We start from the raw sequence: 16,160 nt of genomic DNA on the forward strand, positions 1-16,160 counted from the left end.
GGTCCGCGACAGCCGCAGCCGCTAACTGGCAGCACCATGGAGATCGTGACGGGCGATTGCCGGCTTTCCGCCGGACTGACGGGCGGGGCGCTGGCACTCGGCAATTTCGACGGCGTGCACAAGGGGCATCAGGCCGTCATCGGCGCGGCAATTGCCGCCGCCCGCGCGGCCGGCCGCCCGGCGCTCGTCGCCACCTTCGATCCGCACCCTTCGCGATTCTTCCGGCCGGATGCGCCGCCGTTCGCGCTGACAACACCGGCGCAGAAGCTCCGGCACTTCGCCGGGCTGGGGGTCGATGCCGCCGTCGTGATTCCGTTCGATGCTGCCCTCGCCAGCTTGTCCGCCGAACAGTTCGCCCGGCAATGGCTCGCCGAACGGCTGGGGGTCTCGCATGTCGTCACCGGCGAGGATTTCACCTTTGGCAAGGGCCGCTCCGGCCATGCCGACGATCTGCCGGCGCTGGGGGCCCCGCTCGGCTTCACCGCAGAGGCCATCCGCCCCGTCACCCAGCCCGGCGCCGAAGGGGATGGGGCGATTTCCTCCACCCGCATCCGGCAGGCGCTGGCAGACGGCGACATGCCGCTCGCCACGCGCCTGCTCACTCGCCCGTTCGCGATTTCCGCAGAGGTCATCCACGGCCAGAAGCTCGGCCGCAGCATCGGCGTGCCGACGATCAACCAGCTGTTGGGCGACTATGTCCGGCCGCGCTACGGCGTCTATGCCGTCCGCGTGCACCTGCCCGACGGCAGCACTGCGGCGGGCGTCGCGAATCTCGGCATCCGGCCGATGTTCGATCCGCCGGTGGAGCTGCTGGAAACCTGGATCCTCGACTGGTCCGGAGACCTGTATGGCCAGCAGCCCGAAGTGGAGCTGATCGGCTGGCTGCGGCCCGAGCTGAAGCTGGACGGGCTGGACGCGCTGCAGGCGCAGATCAAGCTCGACGCGGAAGCCGCGAGATCGGTGCTGGCAGCAGTCTGAAACCGACGAAAACGGGCAGCTCAGGCGGCGGAGACCAGCTCCATCTGCCCATGCTCTTCCTGCACAACCTGACGCGCGAAGGGCAGGCACTGGCCGCATTGCGGGCGGCAACCCAGCCGCGCATAGGCCTCGCGCTCGCAGCGAACACCGGTTCGGGCAATCTCCCGCACCTGGACCTCATTCAGCGCATTGCAAGAGCAGACGATCATAGGTTCGCAGGTTCCCGTCAGGCGAAAATCCGATTTTGCGACTGATATGCAATAGTCGGCTGCGTTGCAAGCGATTCGCAACGGCAAACTAGTTAACGATTTCCAACACCCTGCGACCCGGAAAGCGGTGGAACGGCCTCGACCTTGCTGATACGCACAGCCTCGGGTCGAACTGTATAGCGTGTTGCGAGAGGTGGCAGCCCGCGTTGGGGTGCCATCTATGCAAGGCAGGTTGCCGGTCCTCGCGGTATGCGGGACGAGGCCGGAAGTGGTGAAACTGGCGCCGGTTGTGCGGGCGCTCGAGGCGCGCGGCCAGCGCGTAGTCCTGGTGCTTACCGGGCAACATCCCGATCTCGCCCCGCTCATGCTGCGGGAAGCCGGCATCGTCGCCGATTGCGAACTCGCCGTGCGCCTGCCCGGCGCAACGCCTTCGCAGTTGATGGCCGCCATCCTCTCCGCCCTCGGCCCGGTGATGGCGGCCTGGCGCCCGCCGCTGGTGATCGTGCAGGGCGATACGGTTTCGACGCTCGCCGGCGCGCTGGCCGCCGCCTATGCCGGCATAGCCGTCGCCCATGTAGAGGCAGGGCTGCGCACCAACGATCTCGAGGAACCGCACCCCGAAGAGCTGCACCGCACGCTGGTGACGCCAATGGCCAGCCTGCATTTCGCTCCCACCCGTCTTGCCGCCTCGGCACTCCGGCGCGAAGGCGTCGACGCTTCCCGCATCCATGTCACCGGCAACACCGGCATCGATGCCCTGTGCGACACCATCGCCCGGCTGGACGCCGGCCCGGAACTCGCCGCTTCGATCGAGCGCGCATACCCGCAGCTGGTGTCCACCCGACGCCCGCTGCTGCTCGCCACCGTGCACCGACGCGAGAATATCGGGGTTCGGATGCGCAACATCGCCGCCGCACTGGCGCGACTCGCCGACATGGACGAGGCGGAGGTGCTGCTGCCGATGCATCCGAGCCCCGCGGTGCAGGCAATCCTTCGCCCCCAGCTGGAGGGCAGGGCGAGGGTTCACCTTGTCCCGCCGGTCGATCATGCAACGATGGTGTGGATGATGCGCCGCGCTCGCCTGCTGCTGACCGATTCGGGCGGCCTGCAGGAAGAAGCCCCCGCATTGGGGCTGCGCACCCTGATCCTCCGCCGCGCCACCGAACGCGCCGAAGCGGTAAGCGCCGGCGCCGCCGAACTGGTGGAGCTGCAGACCGACAGTATCATCACCGCGGTGCGGCGAAATCTCGCCCGGCGCCCGATGGCGCCGGTCTGGCCATTCGGAAACGGCCAGGCATCAGCCCGCATCGCCAGCATCATCGATAACTGGCTGGGCTATCACCAATCGGCGACGGCGGGACGCTCCACCGTCAGCTGCTGATCGAAAGCTCGCGCGCGCCCAGCCCTAAGAGAAGCGGCAGGAAATCCGGAAAGCTGGTCGAAATGGGCGCCCGGTCGTCGACGATCACCGGTGCGCGCGTCATCAGCGACAGCACCGCGAAACTCATCGCGATCCGATGATCCAGATGCGTCGCGACTGTGGCGCCTCCAGCCGGCTTCGAACCACCGCTCCCCTCCACGATCAGCCCGTCCTCCAGCTCCTCCACCGTCACGCCGGCCGCGCGCAAGCCCGCCGCCATCGCTGCGATCCGGTCGCTTTCCTTCACCCGCAGTTCCTCGATGCCGCGCATCACAGTTCGTCCCTCGGCCATCGTCGCCGCCACGAACAGGATCGGATATTCGTCGATCATCGAAGGCGCGACATCCGGCGGCACCTCGATCCCCTTCAGCACGCTGTGCCGCACGCGCAGATCCGCCACCGGCTCGCCGCCGACCTCGCGCGGATTTTCCGCCACGATGTCGCCACCCATCATCTGCAGCACACGCACCAGCCCGTCGCGCGTCGGGTTCAGACCCACCCCTTCGATCAGGATATCGCTGCCAGGAACGATCAGCGCCGCCACCATCGGAAACCCGGCAGAGGAGGGATCGCCCGGCACCACCAGCTTTTGCGGCTTCAGCTCTGCCCAGCCGCGAACGGCGATCAGCTTGCCGCCGCCGTCCAGCGGCTCGACCGAAAGATCGGCACCGAATCCCTTCAGCATGCGTTCGCTATGGTCACGCGTGGCAATCGGCTCTTCCACCACGGTTTCCGCGCCGATGTTCAGCCCCGCCAGCAGGATCGCCGATTTCACCTGCGCCGAGGCCACCGGCAGCCGATAGCGCAGCGGCAAGGGCCGCTCGGCGCCGCGCAGCATCAGCGGCAGGCGCCCGCCGGGCGAGGCCTGGAATTCCGCCCCCATCCGTCCCAGCGGCGCGATCACCCGCCCCATCGGCCGCTTCGAAAGCGAGGCATCGCCGATGAAGGTGGCGGTGATCGGATGGCTCGCCAGCAGCCCCATCAGCAGCCGGGTAGAGGTGCCACTGTTGCCCATGTCCAGCGCCGGCGCCGGCTGCAGCAGGCTGCCCACACCCACGCCGTCCACCTGCCAGCGGCCGGTCGAATCGCGCGCGACCCCGGCGCCCATCGCCCGCATCGCGGCAGCCGTCGCCAGCACATCCTCGCCTTCCAGCAGCCCGTCGATCTCGCTGCGGCCCACAGCCAGCGCCGACAGCATCAGCGCCCGGTGCGAGATGGACTTGTCGCCCGGCACCTTCACCCGGCCTCTCAGCGGTCCGTCGGCGACCAACGAAAGCGGGGCAGAAAGCGGGGCGGGAAGGGGAGTGGCGCGCTCGGTCATCGGGCGCGGGCTTTGACAGGCGGGCGCACCTATGGCAAGGCGCCCGCCTTCCGGCGATGGCAGGTCCCGGCCAACGCAGGCCCGTGCCTGCGGCTGCTCGAATCAGCCACATCGCCGCTTGTTGGAGAATTCAGAACGTGATCAAGGCCGAATGGGGCACCAAGCGCCAGTGCCCGAAATGCGGGACCCGCTTTTACGACCTGCAAAGCGACGACCCCGTCACCTGCATTGCCTGCGGCAATGCCTGGGTGCCCGAGCCGATCCTGAAGTCGAAACAGACTCTGCCATTCGAGGCCGCCAAGGCTGAAGAATCGCAGGCCGAGCCGGCGCTCGAGACCGACGATCTGGACATCGACGCCGACAGCGACGAGCCGTCGGAAGATTCCGACGTCGATATCGGCGGCGACAGCGACGACATCGCCGAAGTCGTCGTGGAAGACCGCGAGGAAGATCGCTAGAAAAGCGTGCTGGAAAAAATCTGGATGCAGGGCCAAAACTGGGCTTGAACCGCCCGGTTTCCTGCACTAGAGCACCGCCTCCCGCCCCCAGGCGGGACGCATAGAGATGGTTTCGGGGCCTTAGCTCAGCTGGGAGAGCGCTACAATGGCATTGTAGAGGTCAGCGGTTCGATCCCGCTAGGCTCCACCATCCTTCCCCTCAAATCCCTGCGCTGGCTTCACAACTGCCCGTACGTGCGGCAAATCTCCTCACGAGGGATGGGTTGAAGATGTTGCAGCTTTCGCCGGAAACCATTGCCCCACTGCGCACTGCAGCCATCGCGCTTGCGCTCGTCGTCTCCGCACCCGTCTCCGCGCAGCCCGCCGGCCCACAAACGCCGCCGCTGGACCTGAGGCTGGACTGGACCCAGTTCGTTTCCTCTGCCGTCGCCGGCAGCGGCGATTTCGCCCCGCGCTATGGCGGCCGCGCGGATGTCTATGCCGATATCGACGGCGAGGGCATCGGCCTGTGGAACGGCCTCACCATCAAGGCGCAGGGCGAGTTCGTCTATGGCCGCAGCGTCAACCGCGTCGGCTCGCGCGTGCTGCTCCCGGTCAACACCGCGCTCAATTTCCCCTCGAACGACAGCGAGGATTTCGATCTTTCGGTAAACATCGTCCAGCGGATCGGCCGTGTCCGCATCCAGGCCGGCAAGATCAACATGCTGGATCAGTCCACTGCCATCCCCATCGTCGGCGGCGGCGGCAAGGAGGGCTTCCAGCACATCGGCATCGCCTCGCCGCCGGCACTCATCGCTTCGCCCAAGATACTTGGCGCACTGGTCTCCGTCCCCGTCGGCAAGGTCGTCCTCACAGGTGGCGTCTGGGCCCCAGACGACTGGACGAAGCAGTTTGGCCCGGGCCGCTTCTTCAGCGACGGAGTCGACGGCATGGCCGTCGTCCTCATCCCGGCGAAGATCGGCGGCAAGCAGGGTTTCCACAATTTCAGCGTCTTCGTTACCAGCCGCCAGCGCCGCAGCGCCGACGATTTCCCCGATATCACGCTGCCGCCCATCCTCGACAATGTGCCGGTTCCCAAACGCGGTGGCGCCTATTTCAAATATGGCGTGCAGCAATATCTTTGGCAGGATCCCGCCGACCGCAAGCGCGGCTTCGGTCTGTTCGGCCATGTCGGCGTTTCGCAAGGGACGCCCGAAATCCTCAGCTGGAGCATGACCGCGGGCGCAGCTGGATCGGTCCCCTTCGCCTCGCGCCCCAGCGACACCGTCGGCCTCGGCTATTTCCGCCTGGCACTCAACAACAAGTTCATCCGTACCGTGGAACCGCTGCTCCCCCTGAAGGACGAGCAGGGCGTCGAATTCTACTATACCGCCCAGCTGATCCCGGCCATTCGCCTCACCGGCAACATCCAGGTCGTCGATTCAGCGTTCGCGAATGCGCCGACCGCGCTCTACGCCGGCATCCGCGCCAAGACTTCCTTCTAGGCCGCGCGCCGCCCCCGATACTGTGACAGGATTGTCACATGCCGCGCGAAGCTGCGATGCAGCGCAGCAACTCCCTTTTCACCAACGCCTTTCCGTTTAACATTGCCCCCAGATGAACGCGAACACGCGTCACGCATGTGCCGGCTGGGGACGGCGTTACAAAAAGGGACTTGTACCAAATGAAGAATCTGCTCGTGGCCTTTCTTGGCACCACGATCCTGGCGGCGCCTGCATTCGCACAAGCGCCTTCCAGCGCGACAGACGAGAACGAAGCGATCGTCGTCACCGGCTCGCGCATCAAGCGCGTCGTACAAGACAGCCCGCTTCCGCTGCAGATCTTCACCGTCCAGGATCTGAAGCGCGACAGTATCTCCACGCCCGAGCAGTTCATCGCCTCGCTTACGGCCAACGGCACCGGCCTCGACAACCTCGCATCCAACGCCGACGTGGTCGATGGCGCCGCCCGCGGCAACAACGGCGCGTCCTCGGCCAACCTGCGCGGGCAGGGCGCCTCTGCCACCCTCATACTGCTGAACGGCCGCCGCGTTCCCGCCCATGGCCTCAACGGCGGCGTTGTCGACATCAACCAGATTCCGCTCTTCGCCATGGAGCGCGTCGAAGTCCTGAAGGACGGCGCTTCGGCCATCTACGGCACCGATGCCGTCGGCGGTGTCATCAACTTCATCACCCGCAACAACTTTCAGGGCGTGCAGGCCCAGGGCTTCATGGACGTGACCGAAGCCGGCGGCGGCAACATCTTCCGCGGCTCGGTGATGGGCGGCTGGGGCGACCTCGACGATGACGGCTTCAACGTGATGGCAGGGGCTTCCATCACCGAGGCGAAGGCCCTGCGCGGCGATCAGCGAAGCTTTGTGAACACCTTCCAGCCCGAACGCGGCCTGTCGCCCGATACGCGGGGAACGCCCTATGCCACCATCTTCCCCCTGGGTGTCGGTCCGAACACGCCCAACGGCACCATCATGAACGCCGCCGCCAACGCCCCCTTCATTCCCGGAACCACGATCCGCGCCTCGGGGGGCATCAATCCGCTGGCCCTTCCGGGAGGCGCAGGCTGCAATTCTGTCGACGGCATGGACGACTATGCGGCCGACATCTGGAACACGCCGTCGGCCGAATATGCCTGCGCCTGGGATACCGGCCGGGCCGCCGTCCTGCAGCAGCCGCAACGCACCATCAGCTATATCGGCCGCGCCACCTTCCGCACCGGAGACCATGAATTCTACGCCGAGCTGACCGGCTCCGATGCGGATGCGTCAAAGCGCTTCTCCAACCTGCAGATCACGCCAAATACCACAACGCAGAACTATGCCTATGCGCGCACGGCCTCGAACGCCGCCATCTATGATCGCGTGTTCAATTCACTGGTTGCCACCTTCCCGGTGCTGGAATCGCAGCGCGGCAAGCCGATGGCCTATCGCTGGCGCTGCATCGAATGCGGCCCGCGCGAAATCACCACCGAAACCAACACGCTGCGCTTTTCGGCCGGCGCTGACGGCCCGATCGGCTGGGGCTGGGATTATCGGGTCGGCGCCTCCTACGGCTATTCGGAATCCACCTCGACACTCGGCAATGGCTATTATTACCGCAACACCACGCGCGACGCGAACGGCAACATCATCGCCAACGGCATCATCGATGCGCTGAACACGGGCAATATCAACGTCTTCCTGCAGCCGGGCGAAACGCAATCGGCCACCGGCATGGCACTGATCGAGGGCGCTTCGGCCAAGGGCGTGAAGCTCTATGGCGGCAAGTACGGCCTCTGGCAGCTCGATGCGTCCGCCTCCGGCGCGCTGTTCGAACTGCCCGCCGGCACCGTGCAGGCAGCGGTCGGCGTCGATCTCCGCATCGAGGACTATAATTTCAACGGCGATTCCCGCGCCGCCATCGCCCGCCCGGTCATCATCGCCGCTCCGTTCGACGATGTGAACGCGCTCGCCGGCGCCTCGCGGACGGTGAAGGCCGTTTATGGCGAAGTGCTGGTGCCAGTCTTCAAGGGCTTCGAACTGACCGGCGCCCTGCGGCTCGACGATTACAGCGGCTTCGGAACGACCACCAACCCGAAGATCTCCGCGAAATATCGCCCGATCCAGCAGATCATGTTCCGCGGTTCCTACAACACCAGCTTCCGCGTGCCGAACTTCAACCAGCTCTACAACGGCACCACCGTCTCGCTCTACACCGGCCTCGATCTCGTCGATCCGACGACCTGCCCCGGCGGTCGCCCGGATTCGGCAGTCCCCGGCTGCACCCCCATCCGTCCGGACATCCTCACCGGCGGCAATGCCTCGCTACAGCCGGAAACCGCCGAGCAATTCTCGTTCGGCGTGGTCTTCGAACCCACCTCCAACATATTCGTCTCGCTCGACTGGTGGAAGATCGACCGCTCCAACAACATCCAGGTCACGCCGCTGCAGGACATGGTCGACAACTATTCCGACTTCGAGGACAAGTTCATCCGCGATGCTGGCGGCAACATCATCGCCGTCGACCGCCGCTGGATGAACGCCGGCGGCACCCAGACCGAGGGCATCGAAGTGACGGCGCGCGCCAATGCAGATCTCTGGGGCGGAAATATCGGCTTCGGGCTCGATGGCAGCTATCTGCTGAAGAAGAAGTCGAAGCTCTCCCCCGGTGCGGACTGGGGCGTCAGCGAAGTCGGCCGCTACACCCTGTCCGGCGACCTCGGGCTTCGCTGGAAGCACAACATGTTCGTCACCTACCAGAACGGCCCGTGGAACGGCTCGATCTCGCAGATCTTCCGCAAGGGCTACACCAACTCGGTGCTGCCGGGCGTGGCGGCCGGCCGTGTCTCGCCGCCGGACGTTGTGGAAACGACGTCCAACTATGTCATCTACAACATGTCGGTCGGCTACGAGTTCAACGAGAATCTGCAGCTTACCGCAGGCGTGAAGAACCTGTTCGACAAAGACCCGCCGTTCGCTGTCAACTACGACAGCAACCTGGGTTCGGGCAGCAGCTGGGAACCGCGCGTCGCCGATCCGCGCGGCCGTTCCTATACGCTGAACGTGCAGTTCACCTTCTGATCCGAAACGGGGGCCGGCCTCGCCGGCCCCCGATCAGGCCAGCCGCTCCTTCACCTTCGCGGCAAACTCTGTGTCGGTCAGGATGCCGGCGTCATGCGCCACCGCCAGCTTGCGCAGCGCGTCCAGCAAATCTCCCGCAGGTGCAGCCGCCGCCGCGTCTCCGCCACCGACGGCGGCCATCTTCTCTGCATGTGCCAGCTCGGCGGCATGCGCCTTCGCCATCTGCTTTTCGGCAGAGCTTCCGGCCACCGCAGTCGCCGTCTTGGTGATGATGGCGGTGCGCGCAGCCGTTCCAGCCGCCCGCCCAAACAGGCTTGGCCGCCCGCGTCTTGAACCCAGCATATGTCTCTCCTCAGATCGCGTCGGCGATGGCGGTCAGGGTTGCCCGTGCCTGATCCACCGTATCGCCGGAAATACGCTCGGAAACCAGAAGCTCTCCCCCGGCCGCGCGCACAGCATCGGAAAAGCGCGTCGCCCAGATATGCTCCACCAATAGCGCCGCAACCGTCGTCGACGGCTCCAGGCTGTCGGCCACATCCATCAGATCGGCTTCCGACATCAGCCCGCGCACGTCCCCCGTCAGTTCGCGCAGCGCATCGGCCACGTCCTCCGGCAGTTCCTGCATTTCCAGAATCACCGATTCGCCGGCCGCATCCTTCATCACGACTGCCAGATCCAGCAGCCGGATCAGCCCCTTGTCGACAAGATCCGAAACCGCCGATGCAATGTCGCCATTGAAGCGGTTGCCGTCAAAACCCAGCAACAGGAATTCCACCGGTCCGATAGGTGACGTCATCGACTTCTCCTCTTCCAGCTTCCGCTAGCACCCGTATGAGCCGGTTCGGCGACGCCAGTGCCCCATCAGAGGATCAGTGCGCCATCATCAAGGCGACATCGCTGTTGCCCAGCAAGCGCCGTGTCACCCCGCCCAGCAGGAATTCCATCGCACGGCTGCGGCCATAGCCGCCCATCACCACCAGCCCGGAACCAAGCTCCCGCGCCGTCGCCAGCAGCGTATCCGAAGTCGAACCGCCCGCAGCCGTCCGTTCATGCAGCTCTGCCTTGATCCCATGCCGCGACAGATAGGCGGCAACCGCGAGCGGCGGGAAATCGCCCTCTCCCGGCGGATCGATGGTGACGATATCCACCCGCGCCGCCTTCGCCAGCAGCGGCACCGAGCGCTTCACCGCATGCGCGGCTTCCTTGGTCGGCTTCCACGCCACCAGCACCGGATTCTCCAGCTGCAGCCGCGAGGCGCCGTGCGGCACCGCCAGCACCGGCGCATCGGCATGCGTCACCACGGCGGCCAGCGCATGCGCCAGCTCCCGGTCATTGGCGCCGGCCATCGTCATCACGATCGCATCCGACAGCAGCGAGCGGTCGACCAGCGTCTGCGACGGATCGCCCATCGTCTCGACAAAGCTGTAGGAAACGCCTTCGCCCTTCAGCCGCGCCCCCAGCTTCTGCCGCTCGTCCTCGGCGCGCTTCGCTTCATCCTCGACAAGCTGAACCACCATGGCGGCACCGCCCGCGAAGCCGGATTGATCGGCGCCCAGGAAGGCCGGAACCCGCCGCGTCTGCAGGCATTCCAGATGCCCGTCCAGAAAGCGCACCAGATCCAGCGCACCCTGCAGGCGGGATTCGAAATGCGGGTCATCGCCCACGTGCAGCAGAATCGATTTCATCTTCGCCCTCGCTTTCCCGCTTTCAGTGGCGGCGAGTGTGCCCCGCCGCCTTGATCGCCGTCAAACATTAAGGGGAAAAGGCTAGTCGATAACCTCGCCAATACAGTCGCCGAAGCCGATGGTCGCAAACCCCGCGCGCCGCGCCTCGGCCGAAATCCGCAACCTGTCGCCAGCCTGCAGGAAGGTCCGCGTCTCCCCGTTCGGCAGCACAAGCGGCGTCTTGCCGCCGCTCGTCAGCTCCAGCAGCGAGCCTTCCTCGCCAACCTCCGCTCCAGAGATCGTGCCGGTGCCAAACAGGTCACCCGCCTGCAGGTTACAGCCGCCAACCGTGTGGTGCGCCAACATCTGCTGCACTGTCCAGTAAAGCGCCTGCGAACTTCCGCCCGACAGCCGATGCTCCGGCAAATCGGCATCCCGCATTGCTTTCGTCTGCAGCCAGACGCCCAGTTCCAGCGACAGCCCGCCATGCGCCTGATCGTCCGCATCGGCCAGATAGGGAAGCGGCGCCGGATCGCCCTCGGCACGCGCAAAGGCCGGCCCCCGGAACGGCGCCATTGCTTCCGGCGTCACGATCCACGGGCTCACCGTCGTCATGAAATTCTTCGCCAGAAACGGCCCCAGCGGCTGATATTCCCAGCCCTGCACATCACGCGCAGACCAGTCGTTTAATAGGCAAAATCCAGCGATATGCTCATGCGCCTCGGCAATCGAAACGGGAGTGCCCAGCGCATTCCCCGGCCCCACCCACACGCCGATTTCCAGCTCCAGATCCAGCCGCTCGGTAGGGCCGAAGCACGGCGTATCCCCGCCCGGCAACTGCCCCAGCGGCCGCTTCACCGGCGTCCCCGTCAACACCACCGAAGAGGCCCGGCCATGATAGCCGATCGGCACATATTTATAGTTGGGCAGCAAGGGATTATCCGGCCGAAACAGGCTGCCCACCTTCATCGCATGATAAATGCCGGCATAGAAATCGGTGTAGTCTCCCACCTCGCAGGGAAGGTACATGTCGACCACCGTGTGCTGCACAAGGAAAGGCTCGGTGACCTCGCGCTGCGTCTCGTCGGTCAGCAGCGCGAACAGCGCATGGCGCAGCTCCCGCCGCACTTCGGCCCCCAGCGCCAGCAGCTCGTTCAGCCGCTCGCGGGTGAACTCCTCCAGATGCTCCAGCCCCGGCAACAGCCCGGCCTCCAGCACGCCGGCCAGATCGAGCACAAAGCCGCCGATAGCCACGCCGGCGCGCGGGCCACCATGCCCGTCCGCAAACAGTCCCAGCGGCAGGTTCTGCACCGGAAAGTTCGGATGCCCGTCGGCGCCGTCCACCCAGCAACGGGCGTTCACATCATGCGTATGATCGATTGCCCACCAGCTCATGCTTTTGAAAATCCCTGCCAAACATCGTCATAGCCCTGCTGCCGCAGCGGCGTCTCATGGCCCCAGCGCGTCAGCCGGAACGGCCTCACCGTCTCGAACATGAAGGCAAGCCCCGCGTCAAACTTCTGCGGCCGCAAATCCGCCGCGCTGGCCTTTTCCCAGCTCGCCACATCCGGCCCGTGCGCCGACATCCGGTTGTGCAACGACCCGCCGCCCGGCACAAATCCGCCGCCTTCCTTCGCGTCATATTCGCCCGAGATCAGCCCCATATACTCGCTCATCACGTTGCGATGGAACCAGGGCGGCCGGAACGTATCCTCCGCCACCATCCAGCGGCTGGGGAAGATCACGAAATCGCAGTTCGCCACGCCCGGCTGCCCGGAAGGCGAGGTAAGCACGGTGAAGATCGACGGATCGGGATGGTCGAAACTCACCGTCCCCATCGTGTTGAACCGCGCCAGATCATAGCTCCACGGCACCAGATTGCCGTGCCAGGCCACCACATCAAACGGGCTGTGGGGCAGGGCGGTTTCCCAGAACTGCCCGCCGAGCTTCACCACGATCTGCGTCGGCGCATCCGGCTCCGTGCGTGCGGCAGGTGACAAAAAATCCCGCGCATTCGCCAGCCCGTTAGAGCCGATCGGCCCCAGATCAGGCAAGCGGAACAAAGCCCCGTGATTCTCCAGAACATAGCCACGCGAAGGCCCGTCCACATCCATCCGGAACCGGCAGCCGCGCGGCACCAGCGCCACATGTCCCGGCGGCACCGTCATGGCGCCGAACTCGGTGACGATCTCCAGCGCCCCCGCCTGCGGCACAAACAGCATCTCGCCGTCGAAACTGGCAAAGGCACGCCCGGTCATCGAGCGGTTGCAGGCATACAGGTGCACTGAAACGCCTGTGGCTTCCTCCGCAGAGCCATTGCCCGCCAAGGTGTGCAAGCCGTCCAGCCAGTCCGCGCCATGCTCCGGCAGCGGCAGCGGGCTCCAGCGCAGCCGGTTCGGCGTCAGCACTCCGTCCGCGAACGGCGGCGCCTGCACGCCACCCGCCGCCAGCGGCCGATATTCGCCATGCATGGCGCTCGGCAGCCGGCGATACAGCCAGCTGCGCCGGTTCTCGTGCCGGGGCGCGGTGAACGCCGTTCCGGAAAACTGCTCGGCAAACAAGCCCAGCGGCGGCCGCTGCGGCGAATTCCGCCCCACCGGCAAGGCGCCCGCGATTTCCTCCGACTGCAGCTCCGAACCGAAGCCGGTCAAATCCACGACTGCCTCACGAGCGCATGCCGGCGGGGATCACGCCGCGGCGCATCTGGTCCAGTTCCAGCGATTCGAACAGCGCCTTGAAATTGCCCTCTCCAAAGCCGTCATTGCCCTTGCGCTGGATGATCTCGAAGAAGATCGGCCCCACCATATTCTCGGTGAAGATCTGCAGCAGCAGCCCGCCGCCCGTCTCCGGCGCGCCATCGATCAGGATGCGCCGCTTGCGCATTTCCTCGATGTCGTGGCCATGGCCCGGCAGGCGCTTGTCGATCAGGTCGAAATAGGTGTCGGGCGAATCCTGGAAGGCGATGCCATTGGCCTTCAGCGTATCCACCGTCTTGAAAATGTCGTCGGTCGCCAGCGCGATATGCTGGATTCCCTCGCCATTATAGGCCTTCAGGAATTCCTCGATCTGGCTGTGTTCGTCCTGGCTTTCGTTCAGCGGAATGCGGATCTTGTCGTCCGGCGCGGTCATCGCCTTGGAAAACAGACCCGTCGCCTGCCCCTGAATGTCGAAATAGCGGATCTCGCGGAAGCCAAAGATGCGCTCGTAGTAATCCGCCCAGGTTGCCATCTGCCCGCGGCCGACATTGTGCGTCAGGTGATCCAGCGTATGCAGGCCCACGCTGCGGTCGTCGCGCTTCGCACCGGGCACCGCCACGAAGTCCACATCATAGATTTCCGCCGCTCCATAGCGGTCCACCAGATAGAGATTGGCGCCGCCGATGCCCTTGATGGCGGGAATGTTCAGCTCCATCGGGCCAAGCTTGCCGGTCACCGGTTCGGCACCACGCTTCAGCGCTTCGTCAAAGGCAAGGCGCGCATCCTTCACCCGAAACGCCATCGCATTGGCGCTCGGCCCGCGCTTGGCGCGAAACTCGGCCACCTGACCTTCCGGCTCGAAGTTCAGCAGAAAGTTGATGTCGCCCTGCGTATAGCGGCGGACATCCTTCGACCGGTGCGTCGCCACATGGGTGAAGCCCAGCTTCTCGAACAGGTCGGCCAGGCCTTGCGGGTTCGGCCCGGTGAATTCGACGAACTCAAATCCGTCGAGCCCCATGAAATTCTCGACAGGCGGGATATGCTTTGCTGCGCTGGCCATCGAACTCGCTCCTGAATTTATGGCCGATATAGTAACATCGGTTACGATTTCGCGCAAGCCTCCGTCCGCCGCAGCAATTGCATCAGCTGCGCCCGTTCCGCCGCCGAAAAGCTGCCAAACAGCTCCTCCTCCATCTTCAGCGCCAGCGGAGAAATCTCTTCATACAGCGCAGCGCCCTCGGCCGTCAGCCCCAGCTCCAGCGTCCGCCGGTCGCCCGCAGGCGCCCGCGACAGCAGCCCCCGCTCCACCAGTGCCGCCACTGCGCGGCTCACCGTCATCTTGTCCATCTGCGTCGCCGCCACCAGCGCCGCCTGCGCCATCCGGCCGCCTTCGGCCACTACCGCAATCACCCGCCACTCCGGCACTTTCAGCCCAAAGCGGGACTGATAGACAGCAGCCACCCGGTCAGAGACGGCGTTGGACGCAATCGAAAGCCGATAGGGCAGGAATTCGGAAAGACGCAGCATCGCCCACGTCCTAGAGCAGCAAGCTGGCGAACAGAAGCGAGGCGATGAAGCTCACCAGCGTCGCCACCAGCACCGGCACGGCCGATCGCCAGCCCATTCCCATCACCATGTTCACATGCATGCGCATGGCAGTCGCCGTTACCGCCAGCAGCAAAAAGGCCTTGGAAATGGTCAGCCCGATCCGGTTCACCTCGGCTGGAAATCCGATCAGGCTGTTCAGTACCATCACCACCAGAAAGGCGGTGATGAACCACGGCAGCGTCAGCCGCCGCAACACGCCCTTGCTGCCGCCGTCTGACGGGCGAAGGGCAAGGCTGGCAAGAGCGATCACCGGCGCCAGCAGGGCAACCCGCGCCAGCTTCACGATGGTCGCGTCCATCCCAGCCGCGTTGGAAAAGGCATAACCTCCGCCGATCGCCTGCGCCACGTCATGCACCGAAGCGCCGATCAGGAATCCGGCCTGCGCGTCCGACAGCCCCATTTGCCCCGCCAGCACCGGATAGACGGACATCGCCAGCGCGCTCGCCAGCGAGATCCCCACCAGTGTCAGCGCAAACTGTTCCTGCGGCAGCCGCTGCCGCCCGATCACGCCATAGAGCGCCAGCGCAGCGCTTGCCCCGCAGATGGCGGTCGCCCCGCCCGCCAGCAGCCCCGCATAGGGCGATTGCCCCGAAATCCGCGCGCCGACAAACCCCGCACCGATGGTCAGCGCCATGATCACCGCCAGCGCAGCAAACGGAACCAGCCCCAGATCGATGACCTGGGCAAAGGTGATCTGCAGCCCCAGCACCACAATACCGATGCGCAGACAGGTGCGGGAGGCAAAATCCAGCCCCTTGTGCGTGCGCTCGTCGGCAGAAACGAAGTTCAGCGCCATTCCCACGATCAGCCCCAGCAGGATGATCGGAAAATCATAGTGATCCGAAAGCCAGGCGGCCGCCGCCGCCGCCGTCGCACACACTGCCAGCCCCGGGAAATAGCCGCCCAGCCGCTGCCGCTCGGCCGGTCGGGTGCCCTGTTCCGCAAGATAGATCTCGCCGAACAGATCCCCAGCACCATGCATGCTGGCAAGATCCATCGAGCGGGCTTTGGCGGTTTTTCTGTCAGGCGCTGTCATAGGTGCCGATCCGTATATCAGCCGGATTCCGGAAAGGGGATCGGCTGAATCGATCCGCTGGCAATGACCATGTATTGGAATGGTCGGGGAAAGAGGATTCGAACCTCCGGCCTCTGCCTCCCGAAGGCAGCGCTCTACCAGGCTGAGCTATTCCCCGGACCGAGGCGGCGGGATAGTCGGGCACCCCTGCCGCGTCAAGCGCCCAACGGGCGACTTCG

15 protein-coding genes and 2 tRNA genes are annotated in these 16,160 nt (G+C 65.3%); 6 read left to right on the forward strand and 11 right to left on the reverse strand.

From position 1 onward, the window contains the following. The first annotated feature begins 36 nt into the window (after nt 1-36). Nucleotides 37-978, forward strand: coding sequence for a bifunctional riboflavin kinase/FAD synthetase (locus IM784_RS01520; RefSeq protein ID WP_199553526.1), 942 nt, complete (start codon nt 37-39; stop codon nt 976-978). 20 nt (nt 979-998) lie between these two features. Here IM784_RS01520 and IM784_RS01525 read toward each other — a convergent pair whose 3' ends face one another. Beyond that, nucleotides 999-1,148, reverse strand: coding sequence for a (2Fe-2S)-binding protein (locus tag IM784_RS01525; RefSeq protein WP_408015266.1), 150 nt, complete (start codon nt 1,146-1,148; stop codon nt 999-1,001). A 259-nt stretch (nt 1,149-1,407) separates the two neighbouring features. Here IM784_RS01525 and wecB point away from each other — a divergent pair, with 259 nt between their 5' ends. Further along, nucleotides 1,408-2,568, forward strand: coding sequence for a non-hydrolyzing UDP-N-acetylglucosamine 2-epimerase (wecB, locus tag IM784_RS01530; protein ID WP_268920794.1), 1,161 nt, complete (start codon nt 1,408-1,410; stop codon nt 2,566-2,568). Here the strand turns inward: wecB and aroA are convergent. Next, the gene (gene aroA / locus IM784_RS01535) at nt 2,558-3,928 is read right to left on the reverse strand and encodes a 3-phosphoshikimate 1-carboxyvinyltransferase (protein ID WP_199553529.1); all 1,371 of its coding nucleotides are present in this window, start codon (nt 3,926-3,928) and stop codon (nt 2,558-2,560) included. The two genes, wecB and aroA, sit on opposite strands and share 11 nt — an antisense overlap. 137 nt (nt 3,929-4,065) lie before the next feature. Between aroA and IM784_RS01540 the strand changes: the two genes are divergently transcribed. From IM784_RS01540 to IM784_RS01555, 4 genes are all read left to right on the forward strand, one after another. Next, complete coding sequence (locus IM784_RS01540; protein ID WP_199554107.1) at nt 4,066-4,386, forward strand: FYDLN acid domain-containing protein; 321 nt, start codon at nt 4,066-4,068, stop codon at nt 4,384-4,386. A gap of 114 nt (nt 4,387-4,500) precedes the next feature. Beyond that, nucleotides 4,501-4,576, forward strand: a tRNA-Ala gene (locus tag IM784_RS01545). Nucleotides 4,577-4,655: 79 nt separating this feature from the next. Beyond that, nucleotides 4,656-5,870, forward strand: a complete 1,215-nt coding sequence (locus tag IM784_RS01550; protein WP_199553530.1) for a carbohydrate porin — start codon at nt 4,656-4,658, stop codon at nt 5,868-5,870. A gap of 179 nt (nt 5,871-6,049) precedes the next feature. Then, the gene (locus tag IM784_RS01555; protein ID WP_199553531.1) at nt 6,050-8,938 is read left to right on the forward strand and encodes a TonB-dependent receptor domain-containing protein; all 2,889 of its coding nucleotides are present in this window, start codon (nt 6,050-6,052) and stop codon (nt 8,936-8,938) included. A gap of 33 nt (nt 8,939-8,971) precedes the next feature. Here IM784_RS01555 and IM784_RS01560 read toward each other — a convergent pair whose 3' ends face one another. From IM784_RS01560 to IM784_RS01600, 9 genes are all read right to left on the reverse strand, one after another. After that, complete coding sequence (locus IM784_RS01560) at nt 8,972-9,280, reverse strand: hypothetical protein (RefSeq protein ID WP_199553532.1); 309 nt, start codon at nt 9,278-9,280, stop codon at nt 8,972-8,974. Nucleotides 9,281-9,290: 10 nt separating this feature from the next. After that, nucleotides 9,291-9,734 carry a DUF6325 family protein gene (locus IM784_RS01565; protein WP_199553533.1) on the reverse strand — a complete coding sequence of 148 codons (444 nt, stop codon included), beginning with the start codon at nt 9,732-9,734 and terminating at the stop codon, nt 9,291-9,293. 73 nt (nt 9,735-9,807) lie between these two features. After that, nucleotides 9,808-10,623 carry a universal stress protein gene (locus IM784_RS01570; RefSeq protein WP_199553534.1) on the reverse strand — a complete coding sequence of 272 codons (816 nt, stop codon included), beginning with the start codon at nt 10,621-10,623 and terminating at the stop codon, nt 9,808-9,810. Nucleotides 10,624-10,704: 81 nt separating this feature from the next. Further along, a complete protein-coding gene (fahA, locus tag IM784_RS01575) occupies nt 10,705-11,997 on the reverse strand; it encodes a fumarylacetoacetase (protein ID WP_199553535.1) in 1,293 nt (430 codons plus the stop codon). After that, complete coding sequence (gene hmgA, locus IM784_RS01580) at nt 11,994-13,253, reverse strand: homogentisate 1,2-dioxygenase (protein WP_199554108.1); 1,260 nt, start codon at nt 13,251-13,253, stop codon at nt 11,994-11,996. The genes fahA and hmgA overlap by 4 nt, the downstream gene beginning before the upstream one ends. Before the next feature lie 13 nt (nt 13,254-13,266). Then, nucleotides 13,267-14,358: a 4-hydroxyphenylpyruvate dioxygenase gene (hppD, locus tag IM784_RS01585; protein WP_199553536.1), complete on the reverse strand. Its 1,092-nt coding sequence runs from the start codon at nt 14,356-14,358 to the stop codon at nt 13,267-13,269. Between the two features lie 41 nt (nt 14,359-14,399). Then, nucleotides 14,400-14,825 carry a MarR family winged helix-turn-helix transcriptional regulator gene (locus tag IM784_RS01590; RefSeq protein WP_199553537.1) on the reverse strand — a complete coding sequence of 142 codons (426 nt, stop codon included), beginning with the start codon at nt 14,823-14,825 and terminating at the stop codon, nt 14,400-14,402. 10 nt (nt 14,826-14,835) lie between these two features. Further along, nucleotides 14,836-15,942, reverse strand: a complete 1,107-nt coding sequence (locus tag IM784_RS01595) for a YeiH family protein (RefSeq protein WP_235976467.1) — start codon at nt 15,940-15,942, stop codon at nt 14,836-14,838. Nucleotides 15,943-16,022: 80 nt separating this feature from the next. Further along, nucleotides 16,023-16,099: transfer RNA gene (locus IM784_RS01600), tRNA-Pro, on the reverse strand. Between the last annotated feature and the right edge of the window lie 61 nt (nt 16,100-16,160).

It is taken from the genome of Sandaracinobacteroides hominis (genome assembly GCF_016464365.1).
In the GTDB taxonomy this organism is placed as follows: domain Bacteria; phylum Pseudomonadota; class Alphaproteobacteria; order Sphingomonadales; family Sphingomonadaceae; genus Sandaracinobacteroides; species Sandaracinobacteroides hominis.

Coding starts and splice junctions, on each gene's coding strand:
- IM784_RS01520 (WP_199553526.1), top strand. CDS start 37: ATGGAGATCGTGACGGGCGATTGCCGGCTTTCCGCCGGACTGACGGGC.
- wecB (WP_268920794.1), top strand. CDS start 1,408: ATGCAAGGCAGGTTGCCGGTCCTCGCGGTATGCGGGACGAGGCCGGAA.
- aroA (WP_199553529.1), bottom strand. CDS start 3,928: ATGACCGAGCGCGCCACTCCCCTTCCCGCCCCGCTTTCTGCCCCGCTT.
- IM784_RS01550 (WP_199553530.1), top strand. CDS start 4,656: ATGTTGCAGCTTTCGCCGGAAACCATTGCCCCACTGCGCACTGCAGCC.
- IM784_RS01555 (WP_199553531.1), top strand. CDS start 6,050: ATGAAGAATCTGCTCGTGGCCTTTCTTGGCACCACGATCCTGGCGGCG.
- IM784_RS01560 (WP_199553532.1), bottom strand. CDS start 9,280: ATGCTGGGTTCAAGACGCGGGCGGCCAAGCCTGTTTGGGCGGGCGGCT.
- IM784_RS01565 (WP_199553533.1), bottom strand. CDS start 9,734: ATGACGTCACCTATCGGACCGGTGGAATTCCTGTTGCTGGGTTTTGAC.
- IM784_RS01570 (WP_199553534.1), bottom strand. CDS start 10,623: ATGAAATCGATTCTGCTGCACGTGGGCGATGACCCGCATTTCGAATCC.
- fahA (WP_199553535.1), bottom strand. CDS start 11,997: ATGAGCTGGTGGGCAATCGATCATACGCATGATGTGAACGCCCGTTGC.
- hppD (WP_199553536.1), bottom strand. CDS start 14,358: ATGGCCAGCGCAGCAAAGCATATCCCGCCTGTCGAGAATTTCATGGGG.
- IM784_RS01590 (WP_199553537.1), bottom strand. CDS start 14,825: ATGCTGCGTCTTTCCGAATTCCTGCCCTATCGGCTTTCGATTGCGTCC.
- IM784_RS01595 (WP_235976467.1), bottom strand. CDS start 15,942: ATGACAGCGCCTGACAGAAAAACCGCCAAAGCCCGCTCGATGGATCTT.